Here is a 25,855-nt window from a genome sequence, read left to right as displayed (position 1 = left end):
ACTTGTGGAATAGCAGAGGTCAATGGCCGACCACGCCGGGCCGGCGGTGAAGGCGGCGATCAGGGTGCGGGAGGCGGCGGTAGCGTCACGTGGGGATCGAGTTCGACACCGCCCATGCGGAGCGTGTCGTCGAGCAGGCGCCAAATCCAGCGAGTCAGCTGCGCGGCCAGCTCGGCTCTCGTTACGTCGTGGGGGTTTTCGAGCCATTGCGCGGCGCAGGAGTCGACGAGGCCGACCACGCCGAACGCGACGGTTTCGGCGATCCGCGGGTCCATTTCGACCGTCTTCAGGTAGTGCTCGAACAAGTGGGTGAGCTGTCGCGCGAGGACGGTCCTGACGTCGGCGACCGCGTCCCGTCCGCCGTGGGACCGCGAGTTCAGATAGCGGTAGAGGTTGCCGTTCTCGGCGAGCCAGCCGGTATGCGCGTCGACCGCCAGCGTGATCATCCGCATCGCGCTTCCCCGTTGTTCCCACAGCGGTCGCAGCGCGGCGGCGAGCCGTCGCGCTGCTTCGTCCGCGATGGCCCGCTGCAGGTCCGTCGCGCCGTCGAAATGCTTGTACAACAGTGGCCGGGCGATACCGGCTTCGACGGCGATGTGCGCGGTCGAGGCTTGAGGTCCGTGCTCGGCGATCGCGCGAAGGGCCGCCTCGACGAACTCGCGACGGCGCCGCTCACGTTGTCCTGCCCAGCGGGTCGCGCGGCCATCGCCGGGGCGTGTGGTCGCTGAGGAGGAGGACATCCCGCGAAGCATACCGTCACGGGTAAGGGTTACGTCGTTGTATCTGTTACTTTGTGTGCCACTCCGTGGCGAAGGGTGCACGCGAACTCGCGCCGTGGGCAGTGTGTGCGGCAAATCCCTTGCCGGCCAACCGGAATCTGGAGAATGCGATGTGGGATGCCGTGGACGACTCTCCGCCGGACGCGCTGCTGCTCGGCAGGCTCCGGGACGGCGATCTCGGTGCGGGCGACCTGCTGTTCCGGCGGCATTCCGGCCCGCTGCGGCGGATCGCCGCGTGCTGGGTCCGCCAGCCCGCCGAACAGGACGATCTCGTGGCCGAAGCGTTCGCGCGTGTGCTGGCCGCGGTCCGCGACGGCGGCGGACCGCGCGACGAGTTGCGGCCGTATCTGGTCGTCACGATGCGCAACCTCGCCGCCCGGTGGAACCGTCACCGTCTGCGGGTCCAGCCCCACGCGGTGGTCCCGGCGACGGAGGCGGCCGAAGGAGCCGACGGGCCGGCCCTGCGAGCGTCGACCGATCAGCTGCTCCGGTCGGCTTTTCGCACGTTGCCCGTGCGGTGGCGCGCCGTGCTGTGGAGCACCGTCGCCGAAGGACACACCCCGGCCGAGCTGGCGCCGGTCCTGGGCGTGTCGCCGAACGGCGTCGCCGCGCTGGCCCACCGCGCCCGCGTAGGTCTGCGAGAGGCATATCTCCAGGCGCAGACGCCCAAGGTGCCGATGGTGCGCGAGGTGATCGGAAGGTGCTCCGGCCCGGGCGTCCGTCGCCCGATCGCCGCGGCCCGGGTGGACGACGAACGAGCGCGGCGCACCACAGTGGACAGAGACAAAGAATGTCGTGGCACTCCACAGCATTCCGGCGAGACTTCCGGATAGGTCTTCGGGCAGACTGGATTCCGGATCCGAAAGGAGCTCGTCCTTGCGCACTGCCCGGCCATCGGCACGCCTGCCGTCCGGGCTCGGTTTCGCCGAGGGCGACTGGCTTCACGCCTGCCGGGTGGCGGCCGGCCTGCTCGTCCCGGGATTGGCACTGCTCTTCGCCGGGCGGCCGGAGCTGATCATCTTCGCCGCCTTCGGTTCGTTCACCGGGATGTACGGGCGGGCCGAATGCCGGGGGCCGCGCCTTCGTCATCAGGCGCAAGGGGGAGCGATCCTGCTGACCGGCGTCGCGTTCGGGACACTCCTCTCCGCCTGCCACGCCCGGCCGTGGGTCCTGGTGGTCACCGAGTCGGCGTTCGCGTTCGCGGGCGCGCTGGTGGCGAACCGGCTCGACCTCGTCCCTCGGGGACCGTTCTTCGGGATCTTCGCGCTGGGCGCCGTCGCCCTCGTCCCCGCCGACCCGACGGGAGTGGCGATCTGTGCCGGGACGGCCGTGTTCTGTGTCCTCATCGGACTGACCGGTCCCACGAGACCTGTTGGGCAGGCGGTTCCGCCGCCGGGAGTGACGTGTGGTCCGGAGGACTGCGCACGAGGGCGCCGAAGGTCGTGTGCTCTGGTCCACGCCGCCCGTTACGTGCTGGCGATCTCGGCGGCGGGCTTCTGCGGCCTGCTGCTGGGCGTCGAGCACGCGAACTGGGCGATGGCCTCCGCGGCGGTGCCGCTGGCCGCCGTCGATGTGCGCAACCGGCTCCATCCCGGAGTACGCAGTGTCGTCCACCGCAGCGTCCACCGGGTCCTGGGCACGTTCGCCGGACTCGGCGTCACCGCCCTGCTGCTCCTTCCCGATCTCGGCGGGACGCTGCTGGCCTTGTCGGTGATCGTGCTCCTGTTCCCGACCGAACTGTTCATGTCCCGTCATTACGGACTGGCGCTCGGCTTCTTCACGCCGCTGATCATGGTGATGACGGAACTGGCCGCTCCGGCCGAACCGCTGACGCTCCTCACCGACCGGGTGCTCGACACCCTGATCGGGGTCGTCGCCGGAATCGCGGCGGCGGTCTTCGTCCGCGGCCCGTGCGCTAGGCCGACCGTTCGACCGTGACCTTGAGATGCTTCATGATCGGCTGATCGCTCTGGGTGCTGTAGTCGCCGATGGCGCACAGGACGTTCATTTCCGGCATGTAACCCGCCGCGCAGCCGCGGGGGATGTCGTACGGGATCACCTTGTAGCGCTGGAGACTCCGCGTGGTGCCGTCCTTGGCGATGCTGGTGATGTCGGCCTCGTCGAACTCCGCGAGGCCGCGCTCGCGCATGTCCTCGGCGTTCATGAAGATCAGCGTGCGCAGGTTCTTGACCCCGCGATAGCGGTCGTTGTCCGAGTAGATCGTGGTGTTCCACTGGTCGTGGGAGCGCATGGTGCCCAGCGCGAGCGTGCCGGGTGCCGGGATGACGTCCGGCAGCGCGGCGGTGGAGAACTCCGCGCGTCCGGAAGCGGTGTGGAACACCAGTTCCCTGGCGGGCTGGCGGATGCGGAACCCCAGTGGCTGCCGGACCCGCCGGTTGAAATCCTCGAAGCCGTCGAGGACCTGCGACATCGTGTCGCGGATCCGGTCGTAGTCCTCGACGTAGGCTTCCCACGGCGTCGCGCTGTCCGGCAGTGCCGCGCGGGCCATCCCGGCGATGATCGCCGGTTCCGAGAGCAGGTGTGCGGAAGCGGGCCGCTTCATGCCGGTCGACAGGTGGACCATGCTCATCGCGTCCTCGACCGAGGTGGCCTGCACACCGGCCCGCTGTTCGTCCTTCTCGGTGCGGCCCAGGCACGGCAGGATCAGCGCCTGCTCGCCGTGGACCAGATGGCTCCGGTTGAGTTTCGTGCTGACCTGCACCGTCAGCGCGCAGTTGCGCAGCGCGGCCGACGTGTAGGGAGTGTCCGGCGCGGCCAGGACGAAATTGCCGCCCATACCGACGAAAACGGTCACGTCGCCGCGGTGCATCGCTTCGATGGTGCCGACCGTGTCGAGACCGTGGTGCCGGGGCGGGGTGATGCCGCAGACCTCGCCGAGCCGGTCGAGGAAGGCGGCGTCCGGGCGGTGATCGATACCGCAGGTGCGGTTCCCCTGGACGTTGCTGTGCCCTCGGACCGGCGACGGCCCGGCACCCTCGCGGCCCAGGTTTCCCCGCAGCAGCAACAGGTTGACGATCTCGCGGACGGTGTCGACGCCGTGCTCGTGCTGGGTGACGCCCAGGCACCAGCTGGCGATGCTGCGGTCGGCGTCGCGGTAGATCCGGGCCGCGGCGCGGATGTCGGCGACGGAGACGCCCGACTGGTGCTCGATCTCCTCCCACGAGGTCGCCTCGCAGAGGGCGCGGTACTCCTCGAAACCGGTGGTGTGGCGTTCGATGAAGGTCAGGTCGAGGGCGCCCGGATCCGTGGTGGCCTGCTCCAGCGCGGCCTTCGCCATCCCGCGGATCAGCGCCATGTCGCCGCCGATACGCGGTTGCAGGTTCAGCGTTCCCGTGCGCGTGGCACGGAACGTCGCCATCCTGGCGAAATCGTGGGGGATGATGGTCCGCGTCGCGGCGGCCTCGATCAGCGGGTTGACGTGGACGATCCGCGCGCCCCGGCGGTAGGCCTCCGCGAGTGCGGTGAGCATCCTGGGCGCGTTGGAGGCGGCGTTGACGCCGAGGATGAACAGGGCGTCGGCGTGTTCCCAGTCCTTGAGGTCGACGGTGCCCTTCCCGGTGCCCAACGCGGCCTGGAGGGCGCGGCCGCTCGCCTCGTGGCACATGTTGGAGCAGTCCGGGAGGTTGTTCGTCCCCAGTTCGCGGGCCATGAGCTGGTATAGGAAGGTCGCTTCGTTCCCGAGCCTTCCCGAGGTGTAATACGCCGCCTGATCGGGACTGTCGAGGCCTCGCAGCGTATCGCCCACGAGAGCGAAGGCCTCGGGCCAGGAAATCGGGACGTATCGGTCGGTGGCCGCGTCGTACCGCATCGGCTCGGTCAGCCGACCCTGGCTCTCCAGTTCGGTATCGCTCCATCCCGACAATTCGCTCACCGTATGGGCGGCGAAGAATTCCCGGCCGACCCTTTTCCTGGTCATTTCCCAGGTGACGTGTTTGATTCCGTTTTCACAGATGTCCAGATGCAGGCCCTTGGTGTCGTCGGGCCACGCGCAGCCGGGACAGTCGAAACCGCCGTTCTCGTGATTCATCTTCAGAATCGCGCGGGGGCCCGCCATGAGCTCGCCTTCGCGGATCAGGAACCCGGTGACACTCTTCGCCGCTCCCCACCCGGCAGCCGGATGGTGGTAGGGCTTGAACTCCGGAGGCCGTTCCTGATCGCTCATCGTCCACACTCCTGTTCCGCACCGTTTTCCGGATCATCCGACCATGGACCGCGCCCCGGTGGAAGGGCAGGGTCTCCGGTGTTGATGAAAACACACAATCGTGTGGGTTTTCCGCATCGGCGGCGGAAGTAACAGGGTTCGGGACCGTGCGGTGTGGCCCGCGACAAAGTTCTTTGTGGGACGCCACATACGCCCAGGAAAGAAATCGGGACACGAGCCGTTCGCCTTGACGCGGTGCACGCCCCTTCCGTAGACCGATCGGCGAATCGTCGATTCAGGGGAGTGCGTTATGGCGAAAGCAGGGTGCGCCGTGGACGGGGCGCCACGTAGCATCCTTGAAATGCGCGGCGTGGACGACCTTCACCACTCCGGCCGACCGCCGTCGAAGGCGGTGGCCGGGTGAAGGACGCCGCCCTCGCCGAGCTCGTGGCCTGGGTCGAGCCCAGGCTGCCCCGGCTGATCGACGACGTGTACGCCGCCACCTGCGACCGCATCGCGCTGTACCGGGACGAGAAGATGGTGCCGCGCGAAGACCTGCATCGCTCCATCGCGGTCAACATGCGCTTCATGGTGAACGCGCTCGCCGGAACCGAGACCCACGACGATCTGGCCGCCCCCCACGAGACGGGCAGCCGGCGCGCGCACCAGGGCGCTCCGCTGCCGGAGGTGCTGCAGGTCTACCGGATCGGCTGCTCGATGCTCTGGGACCTGCTGGTGAACCACGCCCGGCTCCATGCCAAGCCGGGTGCGATGGACGCGCTCGTCGACGTCGCGAGCCTGCTCTGGCAGGTCACCGACGAACACGCGATGCTCCTCACCGAGGCGTACCGGGCGGCGAGCGCGGAACTGCTGGTCGCCCAGCAGCGGCGGCGCTCCGCACTGGCCGAGGCCTTGTTCACCGGTCAGCGCGTTTTCGACGCCGGGCCGTGGGAAGCGGGGAAACTGCTCGGCCTGTCCCTCGACGGGAAGCTGGCGGTGGTGGCGGCGGAGACCCGCGGTCTGGCCGAGGAAAGCCTGGTCGGGATCGAAAAGCGCCTGAGCCGCCTCGGGATCGTCTCGGCCTGGCAGCTCACCCCCACCTTGCAGGCCGGGGTGGTGTCGCTGCGCGACGAACAGCGCGAACCCATGCTGGCCGCCCTGCGCGAAGTCACGGTGACCAGGGCGGGGGTGAGCCCGCTCTACCGGTCGCTCGTCGACACCCCGCGTGCCCTCCACCTGGCGCGGACCGCGCTCGCCGGGATCCCGCCGGGCAAACCGGACGTCCGCGCGTTCAACCCCAGCCCGCTGGCCGCGTTCCTCGCCTACGACCCGGACGAGGGCGGGCGGCTGGCGGAGGAGGTCCTCGGCGCGATCCTCGATCAGCCCGCCGAGGAACGAGACCTCCTCCTGGAAACCCTGCACGCTTATCTGTCCCACGGCGGATCCACCGAACGTGCCGCGCAGAGCCTGCATTGCCACGCCAACACCGTCCGGTACCGGCTGCGCCGGATCCGCGAACTCACCGGCCGGTCGATGACCGATCCGCGCGCGATCGCCGAATTGGTGACCGCGGCACAGGCCTTGAGCCTCAATCCCGCGCGACGGACCCGTGGGGCGTCGCCGGCGCCTGAGCGGTCCGGTAGCGAATAAAACACTTCGAACATCGGAACGACGACGAACGAACCGCGGTCGAGCACGGCCGAAATCAGGGGACGAAGATCGGAGGAATCGGTGCCGGAGCCGCAGAACGTGCTCGCCCCGTTGACCGAAAGCGCCTTGTTCCTCACCCTCACCATCCGTCCGGGAGGGGAGGCGGCCACTCGTGAGCTGTTGCCGGAGCTCGCCGGGATGATCCGGTCGGTCGGTTTTCCGCTTCCCGGCGAGGCGCTGACGTGCGTCGTGGGAATCGGCTCGGAAGCGTGGGACCGGCTGTTCACCGGTCCGCGGCCGGAGCGGCTGCACCCGTTCCGCGAAGTGACAGGCCCGCGGCACCGCGCACCGGCCACCCCTGGCGATCTGTTCCTGCATTTGCGCGCGAAACGCCTCTATCCCTGTTTCGAACTCGCGCGCCGCGTGGTCGGCGGTCTCGGCGACGCCGTCTCGGTCGCCGACGAGGTGGCGGGATTCCGCTACTTCGACCGGCGGGACCTGCTCGGGTTCGTCGACGGTACGGAGAACCCCACCGGCGACATCGCGGACGCAGCGGTCCTCGTCCGCGACGATCCCGGATTCGAGGGCGGCTCGTACCTGGTGGCGCAGAAGTACGTGCACGACCTGGACCGGTGGAGCGCGATGCCGGTCGAGGAACGGGAACTGGCCGTCGGCCGCCGGATGCTCGACGACATCGAGCTGCCCGACGCGGTGAAACCGGCCGACTCGCACGTCGCACTGACCACGATCGAAGACGGCGACGGCACGGAACGGAAGATCCTCCGTGACAACATGCCGTTCGGATCGATCGCCCACGGCGAGTACGGCACGTATTTCGCCGGCTACACCGCCGATCCCGGCGTGATCGAAGAGATGTTGAGCCGCATGATCCTCGGCGACCCGCCGGGTCGTCCGGATCGCATCCTCGAGGTGTCGACTGCGAAGACCGGTGGACTCTTCTTCGTCCCCACCCTCGATTTCCTGGCGGATCCGCCGCCTTGCCCAGCGAACGACGGTGGCACGAGCCCTGACTGACTCAGTCGAGTCCCAGCGCCGGTAGCTCGGTGCGCGCGGTGATGCCGAGCTTGGGAAACGCCTTGTACAAGTGGTATCCCACCGTCCGGGCGCTGAGGAACAGCTGCGCCGCGATGTCGCGATTGGACAGTCCGCGCGCCGCGAGCCGGACGATCTTCCGTTCCTGCGGGGTGAGTGCCGCGAGCACGCCCGCCGCGGGTTCCGCCACGACCTCACCGGTCGCGTCGAGTTCGGCGCGGGCTCGTTCGGCCCAGGGGACGGCGTCGAGCCGCCGGAAGGTCTCGAACGCCTCACGCAGGTGAGTCCGCGCGGCGGACTTGCGACGCATGCGGCGAAGCCATTCCCCGTACAGCAGGGCGGTTCGCGCGCGTTCGAACGGCCGGTCGCCGGGGTGGCCGCGCAAGGCCTCCTCGTACAGTTCCGCCGCGGCGGAATCGGGCGCGAGCAGGGCACGGCACCGGAGCACGTGGGCGGAGATCCACGGCTGGTCCGCGCGCGCCGCCCAGTCCACGAGCCGCTCGACCGGTTCGGCGGCCAGATCCGGTTTGCCGAGGCGGGCCGCGGCTTCGACCAGGTCCGGGACACCGCGCAGACCGGGCAGCTGGTGGCGCATCGGGCCGGTGCGCAGGGCGGTGAGCCGGGTGAGCGCGGATTCCCAGCGGGCGAGCCCGAGATCGAGCAGCGCCAACGCCCAGTGCGCCCACGACAGGCCCGGTGCCGGCGTCCCGGGCTCCGGCACGGCGAGGGCTTCGTCGGCGTAGGCGTGGCAGCGGTCCTCGTCGCCGGCCGCCGCGGCCAGGTAGGCCAGCACGCCGTTGGCCTCGGCGATCCATTGCCGATGGCCGAGTTCCCGCGCCAGCTGCAGCGCTTCGGCCGCCTGGTCGCCTGCCTCGGCATGACGGCCGAAGAAGACCGACGCCCGCGCCGCGCAGAGCAGCACCGGCGGGGTGCGTCCGAGCTGTCCGTTCTTCCGGCACTGGGCGAGCAGTTCGCCGGCGACCTGATGCGCTTCGGCGTCGTGGCCCGCCGATTGCAGGCTGGTGGCACCGACCAGAATCGTGTCGTGCGGGCCGCCGAAGCCGGTGCGGCGCGCGTCGGCGATCCGCTCGGCGAGCGGACGCCGTACCGGGAGGCCGATCGCGGCGCGGGCGACTTCGGACAGCAGCCCGGCGACGTGGGCGATCGGTTCGGGGGCGGCGGGCGCCGCCGCGTCCAGCAGTCCGACGGTGTCCGCGATCTCGCGTTCGCCGAGGTACCAGGCCGCGTGTACCGCGTCGAGCAGCAGATGGACGGCGGTTTCCGGTTCGGCGGCCGGGGCGGCTTCGGTGAGCAGGCGCCGCGCGGTGGTGAGGGCGCCACGATGGAACGCCGCGGTCGCGCGGACCCGGTCGGCGCGGACGGTCAAGGCGGGATCGGCGGAGACCAGCGCACCGGCGAGTGTCTCCATGCGGTCGAGATCGCCTTCTTCGGCCGCGGCTTCGGCGGCGAGGACCAGCCGTCGCGCGGAGCCCGGACCGGGCCCCGTCAGTTCCGCGGCGCGTTGGTACGCCGCGGAAGCGGCCGCGTAACCGCTGCGGGCGGCGGCACGCAGGGCGGTGCTCTCCAGTTCCCCGGCCACCTGCTCGTCGGGGCCGTCGGCGACGACCGCGTGGTGCCAGGCGCGACGGTCGGCCTCGGCGGGCTGGTCGAGCGCTTCCGCCAGCGCCGTGTGCACGACGAAACGCAGGCTCACCGGTGCGGCTTGGTAGACCGCGGACCGGACGAGCGGATGACGGAAGCGGACACCGCGGTTGTCGACCTGGAGCAGTCCCGCGGTCTCGGCGGGCACGAGATCCGCGGGCCCGCAGCCGAGAGCGGTCGCGGCGCGCAGTACGACGCCGCGATCGCCGGTGTCCTCGGCGGCGGCGACGAGCAGCAGCCGCCGGGTCGGTTCCGGCAGCAGCCGGACCTGGTCGAGGAACGCCGCTTGGACGGTGTCCGGGAGCGGCAGGGCTTCCCCGGCGGCGGGACGGCCGGCGGCGAAGGCGGCGGGGAGTTCGAGAAGGGCGAGCGGATTGCCTTGCGCTTCGGCCAGCACCCGATACCGGTCAGCGGGGGACAGCGGCGTGGCGTGATCGGCCAGTAGCTCGGCGGCGGCGGGCGCGGTGAGCCCGGCCAGCGGCAACGTGGCCACACCGGGCGCGAGAAAGCCGTCACGGGCGGCGATGATCAGCGCGATGCCTTCGGCGTCCAGCCGCCGGGCGGCGAACAACAGCGCTTCGGCCGAGGCGCGGTCCAGCCACTGCGCGTCGTCGACCAGGCACAGCACCGATCCGCCCTCGGCGAACTCGGCGAGGAGCGAGAGCACGGCGAGTCCGACGAGCATCCGGTCGCCCGGTTCGGCCGCCGCGAGACCGAACGCCCCGCGCAGGGCCCGTGCCTGCGGCGCCGGGAGCACGTCGGCCCGGTCGAGCGCGGCGCGCAGTACGAGATGCAGGCCGGCGAACGGGAGATGGGCTTCGGACTCGATCCCGGTTCCACGGAGGATCCGCAGGTCCCCGGCTTGCGCGGCGGCGTACTCCAGCAGCGCGGTCTTGCCGATACCGGGTTCGCCGGTGAGGAGCAGGCTGCCGCTGCGCCCGGCCCGGCAGTCCGCCACCAGCCGGTCGACGACCGATGTCTCGTCCTCCCGTCCGCGCAACACGTCGCGACAGTACTTAATGCGCGAGGGAAACCGCCGCGAGACTGCCGGGTTGTGACAGATTCCGCAGGCTCGGCGAAGCCATAGCGTCCTCGGTGAAGGAGGTGGCCATGTCCGGCATGGATGAGCTGGCCCGGCGATATCTGGCGAGCTGGAACGAAACCGACCCGGTCCGGCGGCGCGCGCTCGTGGCCGAACTGTGGACGCTCGACGCCCGCTACGTCGACCCGATAGTGGTCGCGGAAGGCGACGCGGCCATCGACGAGGCGATGGCGACCGCGCAACGACGGTTCCCCGGTCTGCGTTACCGGGCGGGGGGCCCCGTCGACGCCCACCACGACGTGGCGCGGCTGACCTGGGAGCTCGGCCCGGCCGGTGGTCCGGCCGTGATCATCGGCAGCACCGTGCTGGTCGCCGGGCGGTCCCGGCTGAGCCGCGGCTACGGCTTCCTCGACCCTGTCCCCACACCTGGAGCCGACAAGTGAACCCTGATCCGACGACGCTTCACCCGCTGCCCGCGCACGAGCGGGTGATCTTCCTGAAACCGCTGATCCGCTCGCCGAAGATCGTGGTCGGCGACTACACCTATTTCGACGATCCGGACGGCGCGACGGAGTTCGAGCGGCGCAACGTCCTCTACGGATACGGGCCGGAACGGCTGGTCATCGGCAAGTACTGCGCGCTCGCCAGCGGCACCCGGTTCCTGATGGCCGGTGCCGACCACCCGACGCTGGGGCCGTCCACCTTCCCGTTCACCATGTTCGGCGGCGACTGGACGGAGAAGACGCTCGACCTCGTCACCGGCATGCCGAGCCGGGGCGACACGGTGGTCGGCAACGATGTCTGGATCGGCCACCAGGTCACCGTCATGCCGGGGGTGACCATCGGCGACGGGGCGATCGTGGCGGCGGGCGCGGTGGTGACCGCGGACGTGCCGCCGTACACGATCGTCGGCGGGAATCCGGCCCGGCCGATCCGGCAGCGGTTCGGTGACGCCGAGGTTTCCGCGCTGCGCCGCGCGGCCTGGTGGAACTGGCCGGTGGACCTGGTCACCGAGCACGTCCGGACGATCATGGCCGGCGAGCCGTCCGAGGTTCTCCGTATCGCCGCCGAGCACGGATTGGCGGGTGCCGAATGAGCCGCATCGGCATCGAAGAATTCCCCGTCCCCGGCGAAGGTCCGTACGCGATCGCCCTCGGACCGGACGACGCCCTCTGGTACACCTTGGTCCGAAGTGGACACATCGGGCGGCTGGTTCCGGGAGGATCGCCGGAGAACTGGCCGCTCGCGCCGGACAGCGGCCCGACCGTGATCGCGGCGGGCCCGGACGGCGCGTTGTGGTTCACCGAGTATCAGGCGCACCGAATCGGGCGTATCACCACGGCCGGTGTGATCAGCGAGTTTCCCTTGCCCACGCCGGAATGCGGCCCCTACGGACTCGCCGCCGGCCCCGACGGGGCGATGTGGTTCACCGAGGTCGCCGCCGACCGGATCGGCCGGATCACGGTGTCGGGCGACGTCACGGAGTTCGCGCTGCCGGGCACCGGAACGTTCCCGTCGGCGATCGTCGCGGGACCGGACGGCGCGCTGTGGTTCACGATGAACCAGGCCGACGCCATCGGCAGGATCACCACCGGAGGCGAGATCACCGTGCACCGGCTGCCGACCCAGGCCGCCGGGCCGGTCGGAATCGCCGCCGGTCCCGACGGGGCATTGTGGTTCACCGAGATCACCGCCGGGCAGATCGGCCGGATCACCGTCCACGGGGAGGTGACCGAATTCCCGCTGCCCGACCGTTCCGCGCGGCCGCACGCCATCGCCCGCGGCGACAACGCGTTGTGGTTCACCGAATGGGGCGGCAACCGGGTCGGCTCGATCACCCCGGACGGTGTCATCGAGACACACGACCTGCCCACGCCGGGTTCCGAACCGCACGGCCTCGCGTTCGGCCCGGACCGAGCACTGTGGACGGCGCTGGAACTAGGGGCACTTGCCCGAATCGACAATGGAGGAGAGGTTCGATGAGCACCACGATCGACGCGGAGTTCGAGATCGACAGCTGGGACGAGAAGCCCTACGCCGAGCCGTCGGAGGGCCCGAAGCTGACCCGGATCGTGATCCGCAAGACCTACCGCGGAGCGCTGGCCGGAACCGGGGTCGCCGAGGTGCTCACCGCTCAGGGAGAAGGCGGTGCCGGGTACGTCGCGTCCGAACGCATCGAGGGAACACTCGACGGCAGGCCGGGGTCGTTCGTGATCCAGCACGGCGGACTGGCGGACGGGGACGAACAGAGCACTTTCGGCGCGGTGGTCCCGAAATCCGGCACGGGGGAGCTGGCCGGGTTGTCCGGGCGGGCGGTTGAGGCGCGGCACGGGGTGCTGACGCTGGAGTTCTCGTTCGGTGCCGAGGTTCGGGCGGAGGACGTCTGACGGTACTGCGACGCCGTCTTGGGCGGGCCGCTGAAGTGGAGGAGCCGGCCGTCGTCGACAGCGGAGGCGACGGCCGGCCAACTCGGCGCCATCCCTTGCATTCCTCCCGGATCGAGCACGAATCTCGAGGCGTTCCAGATGACGTAAACTGGGCCGCTGTGCCCAGCAAAAGACCCTCGGCCGGCCTCTTCATAGTGGCCGGTGCCCTCGTACTGGCCGCGTGCGACGGCTCTGCCGCGCCGGATACCCGACAGGACGCTGTCGGCCTCGACAACGCCTCCGAGTCGGAGACTCCGGCAGCCGAAGCCGCCACTTTGTCCAACGGCTTGAAGGTCAGGATCATCTCCGCGAAGTCCGAGACCACGGATTCGGACGCGTACAACTCCGGCCCAACCGAACAGGTCGTGGTGACGATAGCCACCGAGATCGCGAATACCGGCAACGCGACGTTCGTCTTCCCGACAACGAAGGGCACTGTCCGTGCGGAGTTGCTCTACGGCAGCAACCACGCCAAGGCGACGAACTCGGCCACTCAAAAGGGCAGCCCCACCGACCTGCCGCAGCAGCTCGTCGCGGGCGGATCGGCGACGGTGACGTCGACCTTCACGATGCGCTCCGGGGGAGCGGACAACATCGTCTTCCGGTTCAACCCTGACAGCACCACCACAAACGACATCACCTTCACGAACGTCCAGACCTTGTACAAGTAACGCCCGCCCGCGTTTTTCGGGCGAGGGGAACATTTGTCCAAGACCGAAGGCCGGCGGTCCGGGCATCGTCCCGGACATGAGTGAGTACGACGTCAAGCAGTCGCACGGGATGCACGTGGTCCATGAGGGGCCGCGGCAGGCCCCACCGCTGTTGCTCGTCCACGGCTCGGGAGCGTCGGGCGCCTGCTGGGGCCCGATGATCCCGATGCTCGGCAGGCACCATCACGTCATTCGAGTCGACCTTCCGGGTTGCGGCCAGTCTCCGCCCGCGCCGTCGTACGACGTGCCGGCGCAGGCGGGCCGTGTGGCGGCGATACTCGATGACCTCGGCCTCGGTCAGGTCGCCGCGGTCGGGCATTCCAGCGGCGGCTACGTCGTCACGGCGCTCGCCGAACAACGCCCCGACCTGGTGGAGTCGCTCGCGCTGATCAGCACCGGCCCGAGTCCCGGCGCGCTGCTTCCGCAGCCGGTCATCCTCAGGGCCCTGCTGGCCCCACCGCTCGGCGGGCTGCTGTGGGCGAGGCGTTCGACCGCGATGATCCGCAGCGGGATCAGGGCGACGGCCGCTCGCCCGGTGGACGTCCCGGACGACCTGATCGCCGACCTCCAGGGCATCACGTACCGCACGATGAGGGCTGTGCTCAGCCGGAACAGCGCATACCTCGCCGAACGAAGCATGCCTGAGCGCCTTACCGCCCTCGACACCCCGGTGCTGGCGATCTTCGGCACCGCCGACCCCCGCTGGGATCCGTCGTCGGCGCACCAGTACGACGCGGTGCCGACCGCGCGGGTCGAGCTGCTGCCCGGCGTCGGGCACCTGCCTGTGCTCGAAGCACCGGAGGAGACCAGCAGGCTGCTGCTGGACTTCACGGCCGAGGTCAGCCGTCACCCGTGATCTCCGAAGCCTAATCTGGTCGCATGCCGTCAATCGGGGCACCACTCGACTGGTCGGAGGTGGACGTCGCCGTTCCACGCCGGTCGGATCGGCCGCCGGGGATCAGCATGGCCGGATTCCGGCAACGCGTCCCCGGCGCCACCGACATCGCCATGGTCGCGCATCCGTCCGTCAGCCTGCTCGTCGACCTGACCGACGGAGCGGGTCTCGTCTACGACACCGATGGCCGGCGCGAGCGCGGCACTGTCGTGATCGGGCTCCTCCCCGGCGAGCTCCGGGTCGGTGGCTCGGGCCCGGCGATCGAGTGTCTCCAGATCCGGCTGTCGCCGCCGGTGGCGGCCAAGGTGCTCGGCGCGTCGGCCGAGTTCAGCGGAACGGTGGTATCGCTGGAGGATGTCTGGGGCCGCGACGCCGAGCGCGTCGAGGACAGGTTGCGCGCCGCCGCGACGTGGGACGAGCGGTTCGCGATCGCGTCGAGAATCCTCGGCCGACGACTGGACTCCCACCGGACGGTCGATCCGGAGGTCGCCTACACCTGGCGGCGGATGCACACCAGCCGAGGACGGATACGGGTCGACGGCCTGGCCGACGAGGTCGGCTGGAGCCGCAAGCGCCTGTGGTCGCGCTTTGGGGCCCAGCTCGGCACCACACCGAAACGCGCCGCCCGGCTGGTGCGTTTCGACCACGCCGCCCATCTGCTCGCGGCCGGTCACGCGCCCGCCGGCGTTGCCGCCGACAGTGGCTACGTCGACCAGTCCCACCTCCACCGTGAGGTCAAGGCGATCACCGGAGGCCCGCCCGCCGCCGTGGCCGCCGCACCATGGCTCGCGATCGACGATGTCGCGTGGCCGGCTTCTCCGTGAGGTGCAGACCCGGACATGTTCGACGACCGCCGCTTGGCTTGTTGTCAGGCAGGGTCCGCCACGCGGCTGGCACGCCGTGAGAACGATCTTCCGCTCTTCGGGTGATCGTTTCCCTTTGCCGCTGACGAAACCTGCCCTCGGAGTGGGTGAATGGCGTTCTGGCGAAACAAAATCTGGGGAGGGAAACCATGCGATGGAAGACATCGCTGATCATTTTCGTCATGGTCCTCACGGCCTCGTTCGCCGCCGCGGCACCGGCTTCGGCGGATCCGATCACCGCGGAATCCACGGCGGACTGCGAGCGCGGGGCGAACGGTTTCGTGGACATACCCGACGGTCTCACCGGCGAACCGGTCCGCGTCATGGTGGTGGGCGGCTTCATGACCGTGACCCTGTACAAGGGCTATGTCCAAGGGCTGCGCGGGTGGGCGCACGCGCGTGGCGCCACACAGGCGGGCGACCTGGTCTGGATGGACTGGACGCGGGACGGCGGCCATAGCTGGATCCAGTGCGGGCCGTTCGTGATCCCGCATTCGCAGGCCACCAAGACCAGCGCGGCGCAGCGGACGAACCCTTCGCCGACCTGGCAGTTCCGGGCCTGTGGCATGTTGCGTGACCAACCGCGGACCACCAAGTGCACCGAACCTTGGTGGTGAGGGTTCACCGCGGCCGTGGTCTCAATCCGCGCGGGGCAGCCGGACCTCGACCGTCCAGCCGCCCTCCGCGGCGGGGCCCGCCTGCGCCGACCCACCCAGCGCGGTGGCCCGCTCCCGCATCCCGACCAGCCCCATCCCGCCGCCACTGTCCGTTTTCGTCCGCTCCCCGGCGGGACCGTTCGTGACGACGAGCGTGACCGTTTCCGGTGAGAACCCGAGTCGCACCGCGCGTGCGGCGCCAGGGGCGTATTTGGCCGCGTTCGTCAGGGCCTCCTGTGCGGCGCGGACGAGGGTGTGCGCGACACCGCCGGCGAGCGGGCCCGCGGTGCCTGTCACCTCGAAGGACGCTGCCTCGCTCGCGCACAACGCGGCCAGGGTCTTTTCCAGCGGCAAGGCGTCCTCTCGCAGTTCGTGCACCGCCTGCCGCATCCGCCCGATGCCGTCGACCGCCAGCGACCGCGCACGGCGCACGGCGGCGCCGGCTTCCGCGTCCCTGCCTTTCGTACCGAGGGCGTCGGCCATGTCGAGCTGCAGGGCGATCCCGGTCAGCGAATGCCCGAGAACGTCGTGCAGTTCCCGCGCGATCCGCGTCCGCTCCAGCAGCGCGGCCTCCCGCGACTCGGACGCGGCCGCGCGCCGGGCTTCGGCGGCGGCGCGTTCGGCGTTGAAGAGCGCGTCGCGCCGGTCCCGGCGCGCGATGCCGAGCAGCACCGGCAGGCCCACCGAAAGCGCGAGCCACCACGGCCACACGTCCGCGTTCGGCGTCACCGCGCCGACCACCGCGACCGCCACCGCGCAGCAGACGGCGTCGAGGACGGCCACCACGACCGCCAGGGTGCGCGAGGCGAGTTTGATCCCGGCGACCGCGGCGGCGAGATAGGCGAACATCGGCGCGAAGGTGTTCGGAGCCAGTGGCAGGAGCACCGCCGCGGACACGGCGTATCCGCCGGCGAGTAGAAGCCGCGCCCGCTGCGGGATCCGGTCCCACGGCAGGAACGACGCCAGGGCGAAGAGCGTGACGAGGACGAAGAGCGCGGTGGTCAGGGGCCGGACGTGCACCTGCTGGGTGAAGATCCCGGCCCCGGTCACGACGATCGCCGCCGTGATCAGGGCGGGCCGGACCAGCCTGTCGGCGACCCATTCGCGGCGGAGCACCGTCGCGTTTCCGGTCATCGGAGCTCCTGAGGGTGGAGAGGGTTCTCCACCCGAAGATACGGCTGCGGCCGCACGACGGCGCGCGCTCGCCGCCCTAGCGTCGGAGTGTCTTCGAAAACCTGCCCGAGGGGGAAACGATGAGCACTCCTGTCGAGATCGTCCTGATCGTCGCCGCGGTCGGATACGTCCTGATCCGCCGCCTGGCCGGGGACGTCGCCGAAGCCAAGCGAATGCTGTTGCTGCCCGCGATCCTCGCGGTGATCGGCCTGTCCGAAGTGGACGAAAGCGTGCAGTCCGCGACCGCGGTGGCGTTCCTGATGGGCACGCTCGCGGTGAGTGTCCTGTTCGGAGTCCTGCGGGGCGCGAGCATCCGGATCTATCAGCAGGACGGCGTCGCGCACATGCGCTACACGTGGCTCACGATCGCGCTGTGGATCCTGAACGTGGCCGCGAAGGTCGGCGCGAACCTGCTGCTCGGCCTGATCACCGGAGTCGCCTCCGGCGGGAACAGTGTCATGCTGACCATCGGAGTCGGAATGCTCGTCGAGGGAGTCGTCGTGCTCGCCAGGGCGGTGCGCACCGGCAGCCGTATCGTCTGGAAGAAGGGTGCGGACGGCAAGGCGCACACCACCTCGCCGTTCCTCGACGATTTGCAGACCAGGATGACCCGCCGCTGACCGGAGGTACCCAGGTGACCGTGTCGCTCATCGTCGTCGACGATCAGGCGTCCGTGCGGGAGGCCCTCGCGGTGATGCTCGACATCGCCGACGGCATCACCGTCGTCGCGACGGCGACCAACGGCGAGGAAGCCGTCGCCGCGGTCTCCCGGCATGCGCCGGACGTCGTGCTGATGGACCTCCACATGCCGGTGATCGACGGCGTCGAAGCGACCGGCCGGATCAAGACAGCCGCACCCGGGGTGCAAGTGGTGGTCCTGACCAGCCTCGACGACGACGAGTCGATCCTCGCCGCGCTCGAAGCCGGCGCGAGTGGCTACCTGACGAAGGAAGCCGACCGGGCGAAGATCGAGCAGGCCGTGCGCACCGCCGCCGACGGCCAGGTCGTCGTCGCCCCGGAGGTCCAGCGGAGGCTCCTCGCCCTCGCGTCGCGCCGGTCGCGCGCGGGGGAGGAGGGGGACCGGTTCGGGTTCACCTCGCGGGAGAAGGAGATCCTCGGCCTGATCGGCGAAGGCCTGAGGAACCCGGAGATCGCCGAGCGGCTGGTGATCAGCGAAGCCACCGTGAAGACCCACATCAACAATCTGTTCGCGAAGGCGGGCTTCCATTCCCGCGCCGAAGCGGTCCGGTACGCGCTGAGCACACCGGCTCCTGCGCCCTACCGCTTCACCTGATCGCGTTTCATCAGGTTTTCGACATCGTCCAGCGGACGGTTCCGGTCCTTCCTGCCCGACCAAGTCGGGCGACGGATGTGGTCAAAAGGGATTCACCTGCACGTCGGCTTGCTGCACAGTGTGCGTCGTGACTTCTGCGAACGACGACCGGACTCTGCTCATCGTCGGCTCCTACACCGCCGCGAGCAACGGCCGCGGCGAAGGCATCGGCACGTTCCGGCGCGACGCGCGGACCGGGGAACTCACCCCGGTGGGCTCGCTCGCCCTGGATTCGCCGAGCTGGCTGACCCCGCATCCCACACTTCCGGTGCTCTACGCGGTGAACGAGACGGCCGAGGGTGCGATCACCGCCGTGGCGGTCGCCGAAGACGGGACCCTCTCGGTCTTGAACTCGCTGCCGACCGGCGGGGCGGATCCGTGCCATCTGTCGGTCACTCCGGACGGCAGGTTCCTGCTGTGCGCCAACTACAGCGGTGGCAGCCTGGCGGCGTTCGCGCTGGGCCCGGACGGGGTGCCGACCGTGCGGACGGCGCTGGTCCAGCACGAAGGCAACGGCCCGAACGCCGAACGGCAGGAAGCCGCGCACGTCCACATGGCCGTCGTCGACGAGACGGGCACGCTGGTCAGCGCGGTCGACCTGGGCACCGACGAGATCCGCAGCTATCGCCTCGGCGAGGAAGGCGAGCTGATCCCCGTGTCGGTGTCGACGCTGCCTGCCGGAACCGGACCGCGGCAACTGGTCCGGCGTCCCGGCACGAGCCGCGCGTATATCGTCGGCGAACTGGCCGCGTCGCTTGTGACGGTGCGCGAAGAGCCGCCGGGTACGTTCGCCGTCGAGAACTCCGTTCCGGCGACGCTCGAACCGGGCGGCGAGAACCTCCCGGCGCAGCTCGTCCTGCGCGGCGACCGGCTGTTCCTGTCGAACCGGGGGCCCGAGAAGATCACGGAATTCACTTTCGACGGCGTGGCTGTGGCCGACCACGGCACCGGCGAATGGCCACGGCACTTCTCCATCGTCGGCGAGCACGTTTATGTCGCCGCGCAGAGCAGTGACGCGATCCAGGCCTATGAACGCGAGAGCTGGCGTCTGATCGGCACTTATCCGGTCGGGAGCCCGGCCTTCGTCGGCCTTTGGCCGCATTGATTCGTTCAGCCCGCTGAACGGGCGGGCCTTCTTTCTTTTCGAGGCGAATAAAGGTCTTGACGCAACTGGTTCAGACCACGACACTGAACGCACGCCGCCGGTGACCTGGCTCACACCCGCCCGAGGAGAACCATGTCCCTACCGAGGAAACTGCTCGCCCTGGCCACGCTCGTCCCGTTGACGCTAGGCCTTTTCAGCGCTCCCACCCAGGCCGCGCCCGCCGCTTTCACCCATCCCGGCGTGCTGGTCAGCCGCCCGCAACTGGACTTCGTCCGCGCCAAGGTCCAGGCCGGCGCGCAACCGTGGAAACAGGCTTACGACGCGATGATGTCGAGTTCGTACGCCTCGTTGTCCCGGTCACCGAAACCACGGGCCATCGTCGAATGCGGTTCCTATTCGAATCCGAACATCGGCTGTACCGATGAACGGCAAGACGCGATCGCAGCGTATTCCCTTTCGCTGGCGTGGTACATCACGCGCGACGCGAAATACGCGACCAAGGCGATCGAGATCATGGACGCTTGGTCCGCGGTACTGAAGGATCACACGAACAGCAACGCTCCCCTGCAGTCGGCCTGGTCGGCCTCCTCCTGGCCGCGCGCCGCGGAGATCATCAAGCACACCTACACGAGCTGGCCGAACTCCGGCCGCTTCGGCGCGATGCTCCGGAACGTGTACCTGCCCGAGGTGATCAACGGCAGCCACAGCAACGGGAACTGGGAACTCAGCATGACCGAGGCCGCGATCGGCATCGCCGTGTTCCTCGACGACAAGACGGCCTACGACAAGGCCGTCGCGAAGTTCCGCACCCGCGTCCCCGCTTACCTCTACCTGACCAGCGACGGCGCGCTCCCGAAGACCGCGCCCGGCAGCGGGCTGGACACGCGCGACAAGATCGTGAAGTACTGGCAAGGCCAGACGACGTTCGTCAACGGCCTCTCCCAGGAGACGTGCCGGGACTTCACGCACACCGGCTACGGCCTCGCCGCCATCGCGGACTTCGCCGAGACCACCCGCATCCAGGGCCAGGACCTCTACCCGGAGATCGCCGACCGGCTCCGCGAAGGCCTCGGCTTCCACGCGAAGTACCAGATGGGCGCCGCGGTCCCGTCGTGGCTGTGCGGCGGCAGCCTGAAGCTCGGCCTCGGCCCGATCACCGAAGTCGGGTACAACCACCTCCACACCCGCCTCGGGCACACCATGAGCAACACGGAGGCCCTTACCCTGCGCCAACGCCCGGCGGGCACCAACAACCTGTTCGTCGCCTGGCAGACCCTCACTCACGCCGGCAACCCTCAGTGACCCCGTGGGGGCCGCCCGAATGCGGCAGGGCGGCCCTCACGGACCGTTTTCCCAGCTCAGACACACAGTGACCCCTGGTTGCAAGCCCCGGTTCGGGACCCGCTAAAGTACTCACATCGCACTCCACGGAGCGCGGGTCCGGGCTGTGGCGCAGTTTGGTAGCGCACTTGACTGGGGGTCAAGGGGTCGCAGGTTCGAATCCTGTCAGCCCGACGTGGCGGAGCTTGTTGGAACCGGTGACACCTGGGACCGGCAAGCTCCCCAAGTCTTCAGAGGGGCCGACGCGTGCAGCGTCGGCCCCTCTCTTACGTTGACGGCCGGTGCACGTGCCCGAGCGGCCACCGTCGCGGGCGGGGCGCTTGATCAGATGCTCACCGGCGTGGGCACGGTGGATCTCGTGGATGGTCTCGAACGGCTCTGCGCGGTCAACGTCGGTGACGGTCGTGGCGTCGTCCACGCTGTCGACGTAGAGCCGCGAGTACAGCGTCACTAGCAGTAGGGACCGGGTGTGGTCGTCTCCCCGGTCGTAGAAGTCGCGGGGGCGTTCCAGCAGTTCTAGCCCGAGGGCGAGCACGTCGCGCCCGGTGGTGTTTTGGGCGGTGGTGTCCAGCTCGGCTAGCTGCCGCTCTAGTGCGGTTTTCTCGTCGTGCAACTTCTGGATACGGGCGGCGGTCTTGTCCTTGACACTTTCCCACGCTGGGTCTTCGGCCATGTCCATGTACCGCTCTTGCCTGCGGTCCACGTCGGCAAGAGCGCGCGTGATCGTCTCGCGGGCATCTTCGGCGGTGCTGGCCGCGTCCATGATCTCTCGATCAGCGCGGGCGACGAGTTCCTGTCGCGTCTGCTCGGGGATCATCTCCCCGGCAAGGAAGCCGCTTACGGCGGCTTCGAGCCCGGCCGCGCCGCCTGTGCGCAGGTACGGCAGATCACAGGTTTTCTTCATACGCCCCATGCAAAAGTAGTACTGGTACGCGCCGCCGTTGCCCTTGCAGTGAGCCAAGATGAGCCGACGCTGACAGCGACCGCACCACAGCACCCCTTTGAGCGGGTGGCTGTGCACCATCCGCCGAACTCCGGCGTGCGGGGAGGCGTCGAAGACTTGCTGTGAACGCTTCCAAACTTCCTCTGTGATCAGGGGCTCATGTCGGCCGCGATACTCGACGCCGTCGTAGGTGACGTACCCGAGGTAGTAGCGGTCGGTCAGGATTTTAAGAATCGTGTTGAGCGAGACAGGGCCGGGTGGGTGCTTGCGGGTGCCTCGGGTGCGTAGGCCGCGTTCGGTGACGGTCTCGCGGATGTGGGCGGCACTGTAGCGGCCGGTGCCCCACATGGCGTGAATGTCCTTAATGTACTGGGCGCGGTCGGGATCGGGCTGTACGGTGTTGACCATGTGACCGTCGAACCGTAGGCGGGTGTTCTCGTAGCCGATGGGCGCGAACCCGACCGTGCCGCCGTTTTTGGCTTTATTGCCCATCTTTACGGCGATGTCATCACCGGAAGTGTCCGAAGACAGCTGATTGGTCAGCGCAAGGAATCCCCTCAACGATCGGTCACTAGTAGTGTCGTTATCCCCTAGCCCTTCGGTTGCTGACACCACAACCACGTCGTACTGACTCAAAATCAGCTCGATAATGGCATCTTCGATCCGGTCACGAGCGGTACGGGACAGCTTGTAGACGATGACGTAGCCGACGTCTTTCTTTTCGATGATGCGGCGGATCAGTTTCCGGAACTCGGGTCGCTGATGGATCGAACGCGCGGACGCTCCAAGCTCGCAATACTCGCCAAGTACCGACAGCTCTCGGCGCTTGGCGTAGTCAAAGCAGAGCCCGCGCTGTGTCGGGATCGAGTTCCCTTCAGGGTCGAAGTCGGTTTCGACTTGGGAGCGGTCCGAGACTCGCAGGTACAGCACTGCCGTTTTCCGTTTCTGGACAGTGCGGGACTTCTTACGGCTTCGCCGCTTCTTCGACAGCGCGACCAGGTTGTCGTAGAGGTCGAGCAGTTCGGCGTCATCCATGATCGCCACCTCCTTGCAGCCGCTGCCATAGGCGGCGGTAGGGCTCCAGCAGTCCTACGGCGGTCGGGTAGTCGAAGGCGAGCGCGTCGCCGAGCGCGCACAGCAAGACCGGACCGGGAAGGGCGAGCGTCCCGGCTTCAATGCGGGTGATGGTGCTCAGGGATACGCCCATCTGCGCGGCTAGCTTCTTCGCGCTCAGGCCGCGTTCTATGCGGACGTCGGCGACGTAGCCGCCGAAGGTGTGCGGCGGTGGTTCGGTGGTTGCCATCGCGTGTGCTCACTTCCTCTCGTGCTGCTGTCTGTTCATGATCCCCGATAGGGTTGCATCGATGCAACCCTATCGGGGATCGACACGGGCTCTCCCTCGGGTTGCGGCCTTGAGAGCGGATACCGGGTTGTTCAGACTCACGGCCGCTAGCCGCTATCCCCCAGGTCAGCGGCCATAATGGCCGCTAGCGCGGGTGCTAGGTCTAGCGGTCGGCCGTGCTAGCCGCTCCCGCCCTTCTGGGCGTCCAGAGCGGCGCGAACGTCCGCGAGCTGGAAGCCCCTGCGGTTGGCTCCTTCACAGCTCACCGGGTCGGTTCCCCAGACCTGGCGAGACCGAACGCCGTACGGCCGTAGCGCTGCTGAGAGCTGAGCGGGACCCCATCCGGTGTACGCGTCGGGCCGGAGCTCCGCCAAGGCTCCGGTCAGAGTTTCCGACCATGCGCGCGCTTCACCTCGGAACGCCGTGAGCAGATCCGGCAGCAGAGACGAACCGGGGCGCTCGTGCTCGGCCGGGGTCGGGTCCTCGTCGGCGGCGTATCCGCTCAGGCGTCCAGCCGTTTCCCGTAGGGCTCGGGCTCGGGCGGTGATGGCGTCAGCCTGCGCCCTTGTCACATAGGACACGTGCACGGTTCGGGTGTCGTCGTCTTCACCGACCAACAGACCAATACCGAGATCTCGACGACTAAACAGCGTTGCCCGGTTACCGTTGCGGTAGGCCGACGTCCCTAGGATCACGTCGTTTTCCACCTGCCCCAACACTTTGAGCGCGAACCTGATGATTGCGTTCGAGCTGATGTCAGTGGGGATGCTCTTGCTTGTTGGGCGCTGAGTGGCGAGTAGCAGCATGATTCCCACGGCAGGCCCCCGCCGTACGAGGTCTTCACAGATCGACGCGAATTCCGCGCCATGTTCGGGGTGCTCGAACCACCTTTGACATTCGTCGACACCGATCACCACCGGATGAAGACCGAGCCTAGAATTTCCCGCGAGCGCTGGTGTGATCTTGTTTTCGGGGGCGAGATCACGCGGAAGCCCGCGAATCACTTTCGCGCGGCGGACCAGATCCCGCGACAACGCGCGCATATCGTCGAGAGCGTAAGCGATGTCGTCGTCATCGTCTCCGGCTCGGTAGCGGTGCGCCACCGCCCGCAGCGCGTCCAAATCACCGGTGCCTTTGAGGTCGTACACGTGCAGCTGTGCACGGACATCCAACGCGGCAACCAGGAGCAGCAGCCGAAGCGCCACCGTTTTCCCGATCCGTGGCAGGGCTCCGATGATCACCGATGCAAACATGAGCGTGACATGTACCCATCGGCCGCGCGGATCGGTGCCGAACGGCTGAGCTGCGAACAGATCCACCACGCCCGATTTAGCCAAGGGCCACACCGGTTTACGCGTGGTGGCCATGTCCTGATCAGCGACCCACAACACCAGGCGTCCGGGATGGATTCCGGGGGCGGCTTCGGGCCAGACACACCCGAGCGGACGGGAAAGAGCGCTCGCGAGTTTCGCGCGGCGTTCGATCACATCAGCGGCCGTGATCCCCGGTGGAAGATCGATGTCAGCGCGCCATCCGAGACCGTCACGGGTAATCGGCGCGGGAAACCCGATCGCCGCAGCGTCTTTCATGCCGCCGATGCCGAGCGAGAGCAACGCCCTCGTTACCGCGTCACTGGTGAGCCGCACGTAACGCGTTTCCACGGTGGCGCTACCGACAATCGGGGCGTCAGCCGGAGAACCAACCCAGCCCAAGGCGCCCACGAGAGAAGCAACCACGGCGTACTGTGTCCACACTGGACACTGTGCGAGCAGCACCGCGAAACCCGTACCGGCGACAAGCAGCAGGCCGAGCGCGAGCAGCACGCGAAGCCGTACGCGGCGATCATGGTCGCGCATGATTTTCAGGTATTGCTCGGTTTCTGCCGCCTCTAGCGCGGATCGGCGAAGGCTCCGCGATTCGGTGTGCAAGATCCAGCGCGAAGCCGCGAGGGTGACACGGCTGAGCCCGCGCGGGGATCGTCCAGCCAGGCGGACCACGTACAGCGGGACCCGCGTGAGGTGAAAAAGCGTGATGTGCCAATAGAAACCGAGCCGAGAGGCCACGGCGGCGCGAGCCGTGGCATAGCTGTGCAGCCAGGGTGCGATGATCGGCCGACGCTGCCCCCTGCGGTGGCGACCAGGCCCAGTCTCGGTGTCGTTGTCCGGGTCGACGGGGACAGGCAGGGTTTCGGTGTTCTGCTCGTCAGGATCACGGGACGGTTCACCCATCATTGTGGGTGGTGTAAGGGTAGGGGGCATCACAAAAGCCTTTCAAGGTAGGAAAATTTAGAGAGGGTGCCCCGGCCGCTCAGCCAGGGGAGCCCGGGGCACCGCTGGCGCGTGGCGTTGCTAGCTGCTTCGGTCAGGACCGGAACCCGGGCGGGGCTCGGGGGTCGGGTTTTCCTGACTGCGCATGAACAGAAGCAGCACCTGAACCAGTTGTGTCACGCTGATGTTCTTACGCCGCACCGCACGAACGGTGATGCGGCGAGGCTTGCGGCTCATCCGCGATCACTTCCTGGCTGATCCGGGCGGTACTGGGTGAACCACCACGGCGGCTTGGTTTCGTCGACCGGGGTTACGGTGCTGACAGTTCCACGTTTGGCCGTAAGGTTTTTCGCGAACACCAGCAGTACGTACGCCAGTTCGTTGTAGTTGACGTTCGAGTTTTTCCTTACGTGCAGCTGAATCGTGAGCTTCCGCGCGGGTTCTGAGGTCATC

At 68.6% G+C, this 25,855-nt stretch carries 24 protein-coding genes and 1 tRNA gene; 17 read left to right on the top strand and 8 right to left on the bottom strand.

All coding sequences use genetic code 11. The annotated features are described in order from the left end of the window. Window positions 1-59: 59 nt before the first annotated feature. Entirely contained in the window at window positions 60-740 is a 681-nt protein-coding gene (locus tag DMC64_RS34755; protein WP_233629916.1) for a TetR/AcrR family transcriptional regulator, read from the bottom strand. A 149-nt stretch (window positions 741-889) separates the two neighbouring features. On the opposite strand from DMC64_RS34755, the gene DMC64_RS34750 reads away from it, so the two are divergent. After that, on the top strand, window positions 890-1,612 hold the full coding sequence (locus DMC64_RS34750) for an RNA polymerase sigma factor (protein WP_125736937.1): 723 nt from the start codon (window positions 890-892) through the stop codon (window positions 1,610-1,612). A gap of 43 nt (window positions 1,613-1,655) precedes the next feature. Next, window positions 1,656-2,717 (top strand): FUSC family protein, encoded by a 1,062-nt coding sequence (locus DMC64_RS34745; RefSeq protein WP_233629915.1) that lies wholly within the window; start codon window positions 1,656-1,658, stop codon window positions 2,715-2,717. On the opposite strand, the gene DMC64_RS34740 is transcribed toward DMC64_RS34745, so the two are convergent. After that, the gene (locus DMC64_RS34740; RefSeq protein ID WP_125736936.1) at window positions 2,695-4,962 is read right to left on the bottom strand and encodes an FdhF/YdeP family oxidoreductase; all 2,268 of its coding nucleotides are present in this window, start codon (window positions 4,960-4,962) and stop codon (window positions 2,695-2,697) included. The genes DMC64_RS34745 and DMC64_RS34740 overlap by 23 nt on opposite strands. 399 nt (window positions 4,963-5,361) lie before the next feature. Between DMC64_RS34740 and DMC64_RS34735 the strand changes: the two genes are divergently transcribed. Continuing rightward, complete coding sequence (locus tag DMC64_RS34735; protein ID WP_125736935.1) at window positions 5,362-6,591, top strand: CdaR family transcriptional regulator; 1,230 nt, start codon at window positions 5,362-5,364, stop codon at window positions 6,589-6,591. 81 nt (window positions 6,592-6,672) lie between these two features. Beyond that, a complete protein-coding gene (locus DMC64_RS34730; protein WP_125736934.1) occupies window positions 6,673-7,626 on the top strand; it encodes a Dyp-type peroxidase in 954 nt (317 codons plus the stop codon). Between the two features lies 1 nt (window position 7,627). Here the strand turns inward: DMC64_RS34730 and DMC64_RS34725 are convergent, their stop codons facing one another. Then, on the bottom strand, window positions 7,628-10,309 hold the full coding sequence (locus DMC64_RS34725) for a helix-turn-helix transcriptional regulator (RefSeq protein WP_125736933.1): 2,682 nt from the start codon (window positions 10,307-10,309) through the stop codon (window positions 7,628-7,630). A 107-nt stretch (window positions 10,310-10,416) separates the two neighbouring features. Here DMC64_RS34725 and DMC64_RS34720 point away from each other — a divergent pair, with 107 nt between their 5' ends. From DMC64_RS34720 to DMC64_RS34685, 8 genes are all read left to right on the top strand, one after another. After that, entirely contained in the window at window positions 10,417-10,791 is a 375-nt protein-coding gene (locus DMC64_RS34720; RefSeq protein ID WP_125736932.1) for a nuclear transport factor 2 family protein, read from the top strand. After that, entirely contained in the window at window positions 10,788-11,444 is a 657-nt protein-coding gene (locus tag DMC64_RS34715; protein WP_125736931.1) for a CatB-related O-acetyltransferase, read from the top strand. Before DMC64_RS34720 ends, DMC64_RS34715 begins: the two co-directional genes overlap by 4 nt. After that, entirely contained in the window at window positions 11,441-12,331 is an 891-nt protein-coding gene (locus DMC64_RS34710; RefSeq protein WP_125736930.1) for a virginiamycin B lyase, read from the top strand. Before DMC64_RS34715 ends, DMC64_RS34710 begins: the two co-directional genes overlap by 4 nt. After that, entirely contained in the window at window positions 12,328-12,735 is a 408-nt protein-coding gene (locus DMC64_RS34705) for a DUF3224 domain-containing protein (RefSeq protein WP_125736929.1), read from the top strand. Before DMC64_RS34710 ends, DMC64_RS34705 begins: the two co-directional genes overlap by 4 nt. A 158-nt stretch (window positions 12,736-12,893) precedes the next feature. Beyond that, on the top strand, window positions 12,894-13,445 hold the full coding sequence (locus DMC64_RS34700; protein WP_125736928.1) for a hypothetical protein: 552 nt from the start codon (window positions 12,894-12,896) through the stop codon (window positions 13,443-13,445). 76 nt (window positions 13,446-13,521) lie between these two features. Continuing rightward, window positions 13,522-14,340 carry an alpha/beta fold hydrolase gene (locus DMC64_RS34695; protein WP_199755188.1) on the top strand — a complete coding sequence of 273 codons (819 nt, stop codon included), beginning with the start codon at window positions 13,522-13,524 and terminating at the stop codon, window positions 14,338-14,340. Window positions 14,341-14,363: 23 nt separating this feature from the next. After that, entirely contained in the window at window positions 14,364-15,203 is an 840-nt protein-coding gene (locus DMC64_RS34690; protein WP_233629914.1) for an AraC family transcriptional regulator, read from the top strand. Window positions 15,204-15,391: 188 nt separating this feature from the next. Further along, complete coding sequence (locus tag DMC64_RS34685; protein ID WP_125736927.1) at window positions 15,392-15,859, top strand: hypothetical protein; 468 nt, start codon at window positions 15,392-15,394, stop codon at window positions 15,857-15,859. 21 nt (window positions 15,860-15,880) lie between these two features. Here the strand turns inward: DMC64_RS34685 and DMC64_RS34680 are convergent, their stop codons facing one another. Further along, complete coding sequence (locus DMC64_RS34680; RefSeq protein ID WP_125736926.1) at window positions 15,881-17,032, bottom strand: sensor histidine kinase; 1,152 nt, start codon at window positions 17,030-17,032, stop codon at window positions 15,881-15,883. A 119-nt stretch (window positions 17,033-17,151) separates the two neighbouring features. Between DMC64_RS34680 and DMC64_RS34675 the strand changes: the two genes are divergently transcribed. From DMC64_RS34675 to DMC64_RS34655, 5 genes are all read left to right on the top strand, one after another. Beyond that, window positions 17,152-17,691, top strand: coding sequence for a DUF1453 domain-containing protein (locus DMC64_RS34675; protein WP_125736925.1), 540 nt, complete (start codon window positions 17,152-17,154; stop codon window positions 17,689-17,691). Window positions 17,692-17,705: 14 nt separating this feature from the next. Beyond that, the gene (locus tag DMC64_RS34670) at window positions 17,706-18,365 is read left to right on the top strand and encodes a response regulator transcription factor (protein ID WP_125736924.1); all 660 of its coding nucleotides are present in this window, start codon (window positions 17,706-17,708) and stop codon (window positions 18,363-18,365) included. Window positions 18,366-18,492: 127 nt separating this feature from the next. Further along, complete coding sequence (locus DMC64_RS34665; RefSeq protein ID WP_125736923.1) at window positions 18,493-19,509, top strand: lactonase family protein; 1,017 nt, start codon at window positions 18,493-18,495, stop codon at window positions 19,507-19,509. Between the two features lie 132 nt (window positions 19,510-19,641). Continuing rightward, window positions 19,642-20,811 carry an alginate lyase family protein gene (locus DMC64_RS34660; RefSeq protein WP_125736922.1) on the top strand — a complete coding sequence of 390 codons (1,170 nt, stop codon included), beginning with the start codon at window positions 19,642-19,644 and terminating at the stop codon, window positions 20,809-20,811. A gap of 139 nt (window positions 20,812-20,950) precedes the next feature. Further along, window positions 20,951-21,024: transfer RNA gene (locus DMC64_RS34655), tRNA-Pro, on the top strand. Here the strand turns inward: DMC64_RS34655 and DMC64_RS34650 are convergent. From DMC64_RS34650 to DMC64_RS34635, 4 genes are all read right to left on the bottom strand, one after another. Further along, window positions 20,990-22,828 (bottom strand): recombinase family protein, encoded by a 1,839-nt coding sequence (locus DMC64_RS34650; protein ID WP_125736921.1) that lies wholly within the window; start codon window positions 22,826-22,828, stop codon window positions 20,990-20,992. The genes DMC64_RS34655 and DMC64_RS34650 overlap by 35 nt on opposite strands. Next, window positions 22,821-23,096, bottom strand: coding sequence for a helix-turn-helix domain-containing protein (locus tag DMC64_RS34645; RefSeq protein ID WP_125736920.1), 276 nt, complete (start codon window positions 23,094-23,096; stop codon window positions 22,821-22,823). Before DMC64_RS34645 ends, DMC64_RS34650 begins: the two co-directional genes overlap by 8 nt. A 218-nt stretch (window positions 23,097-23,314) precedes the next feature. Next, the gene (locus DMC64_RS34640; RefSeq protein ID WP_125736919.1) at window positions 23,315-25,366 is read right to left on the bottom strand and encodes a cell division protein FtsK; all 2,052 of its coding nucleotides are present in this window, start codon (window positions 25,364-25,366) and stop codon (window positions 23,315-23,317) included. 269 nt (window positions 25,367-25,635) lie between these two features. Further along, the gene (locus DMC64_RS34635) at window positions 25,636-25,854 is read right to left on the bottom strand and encodes a hypothetical protein (RefSeq protein ID WP_125736918.1); all 219 of its coding nucleotides are present in this window, start codon (window positions 25,852-25,854) and stop codon (window positions 25,636-25,638) included. Between the last annotated feature and the right edge of the window lies 1 nt (window position 25,855).

It is taken from the genome of Amycolatopsis sp. WAC 04197 (assembly GCF_003947475.1).
Lineage (GTDB): Bacteria > Actinomycetota > Actinomycetes > Mycobacteriales > Pseudonocardiaceae > Amycolatopsis > Amycolatopsis japonica.
This window is presented reverse-complemented; position numbering and strand designations above follow the sequence as displayed.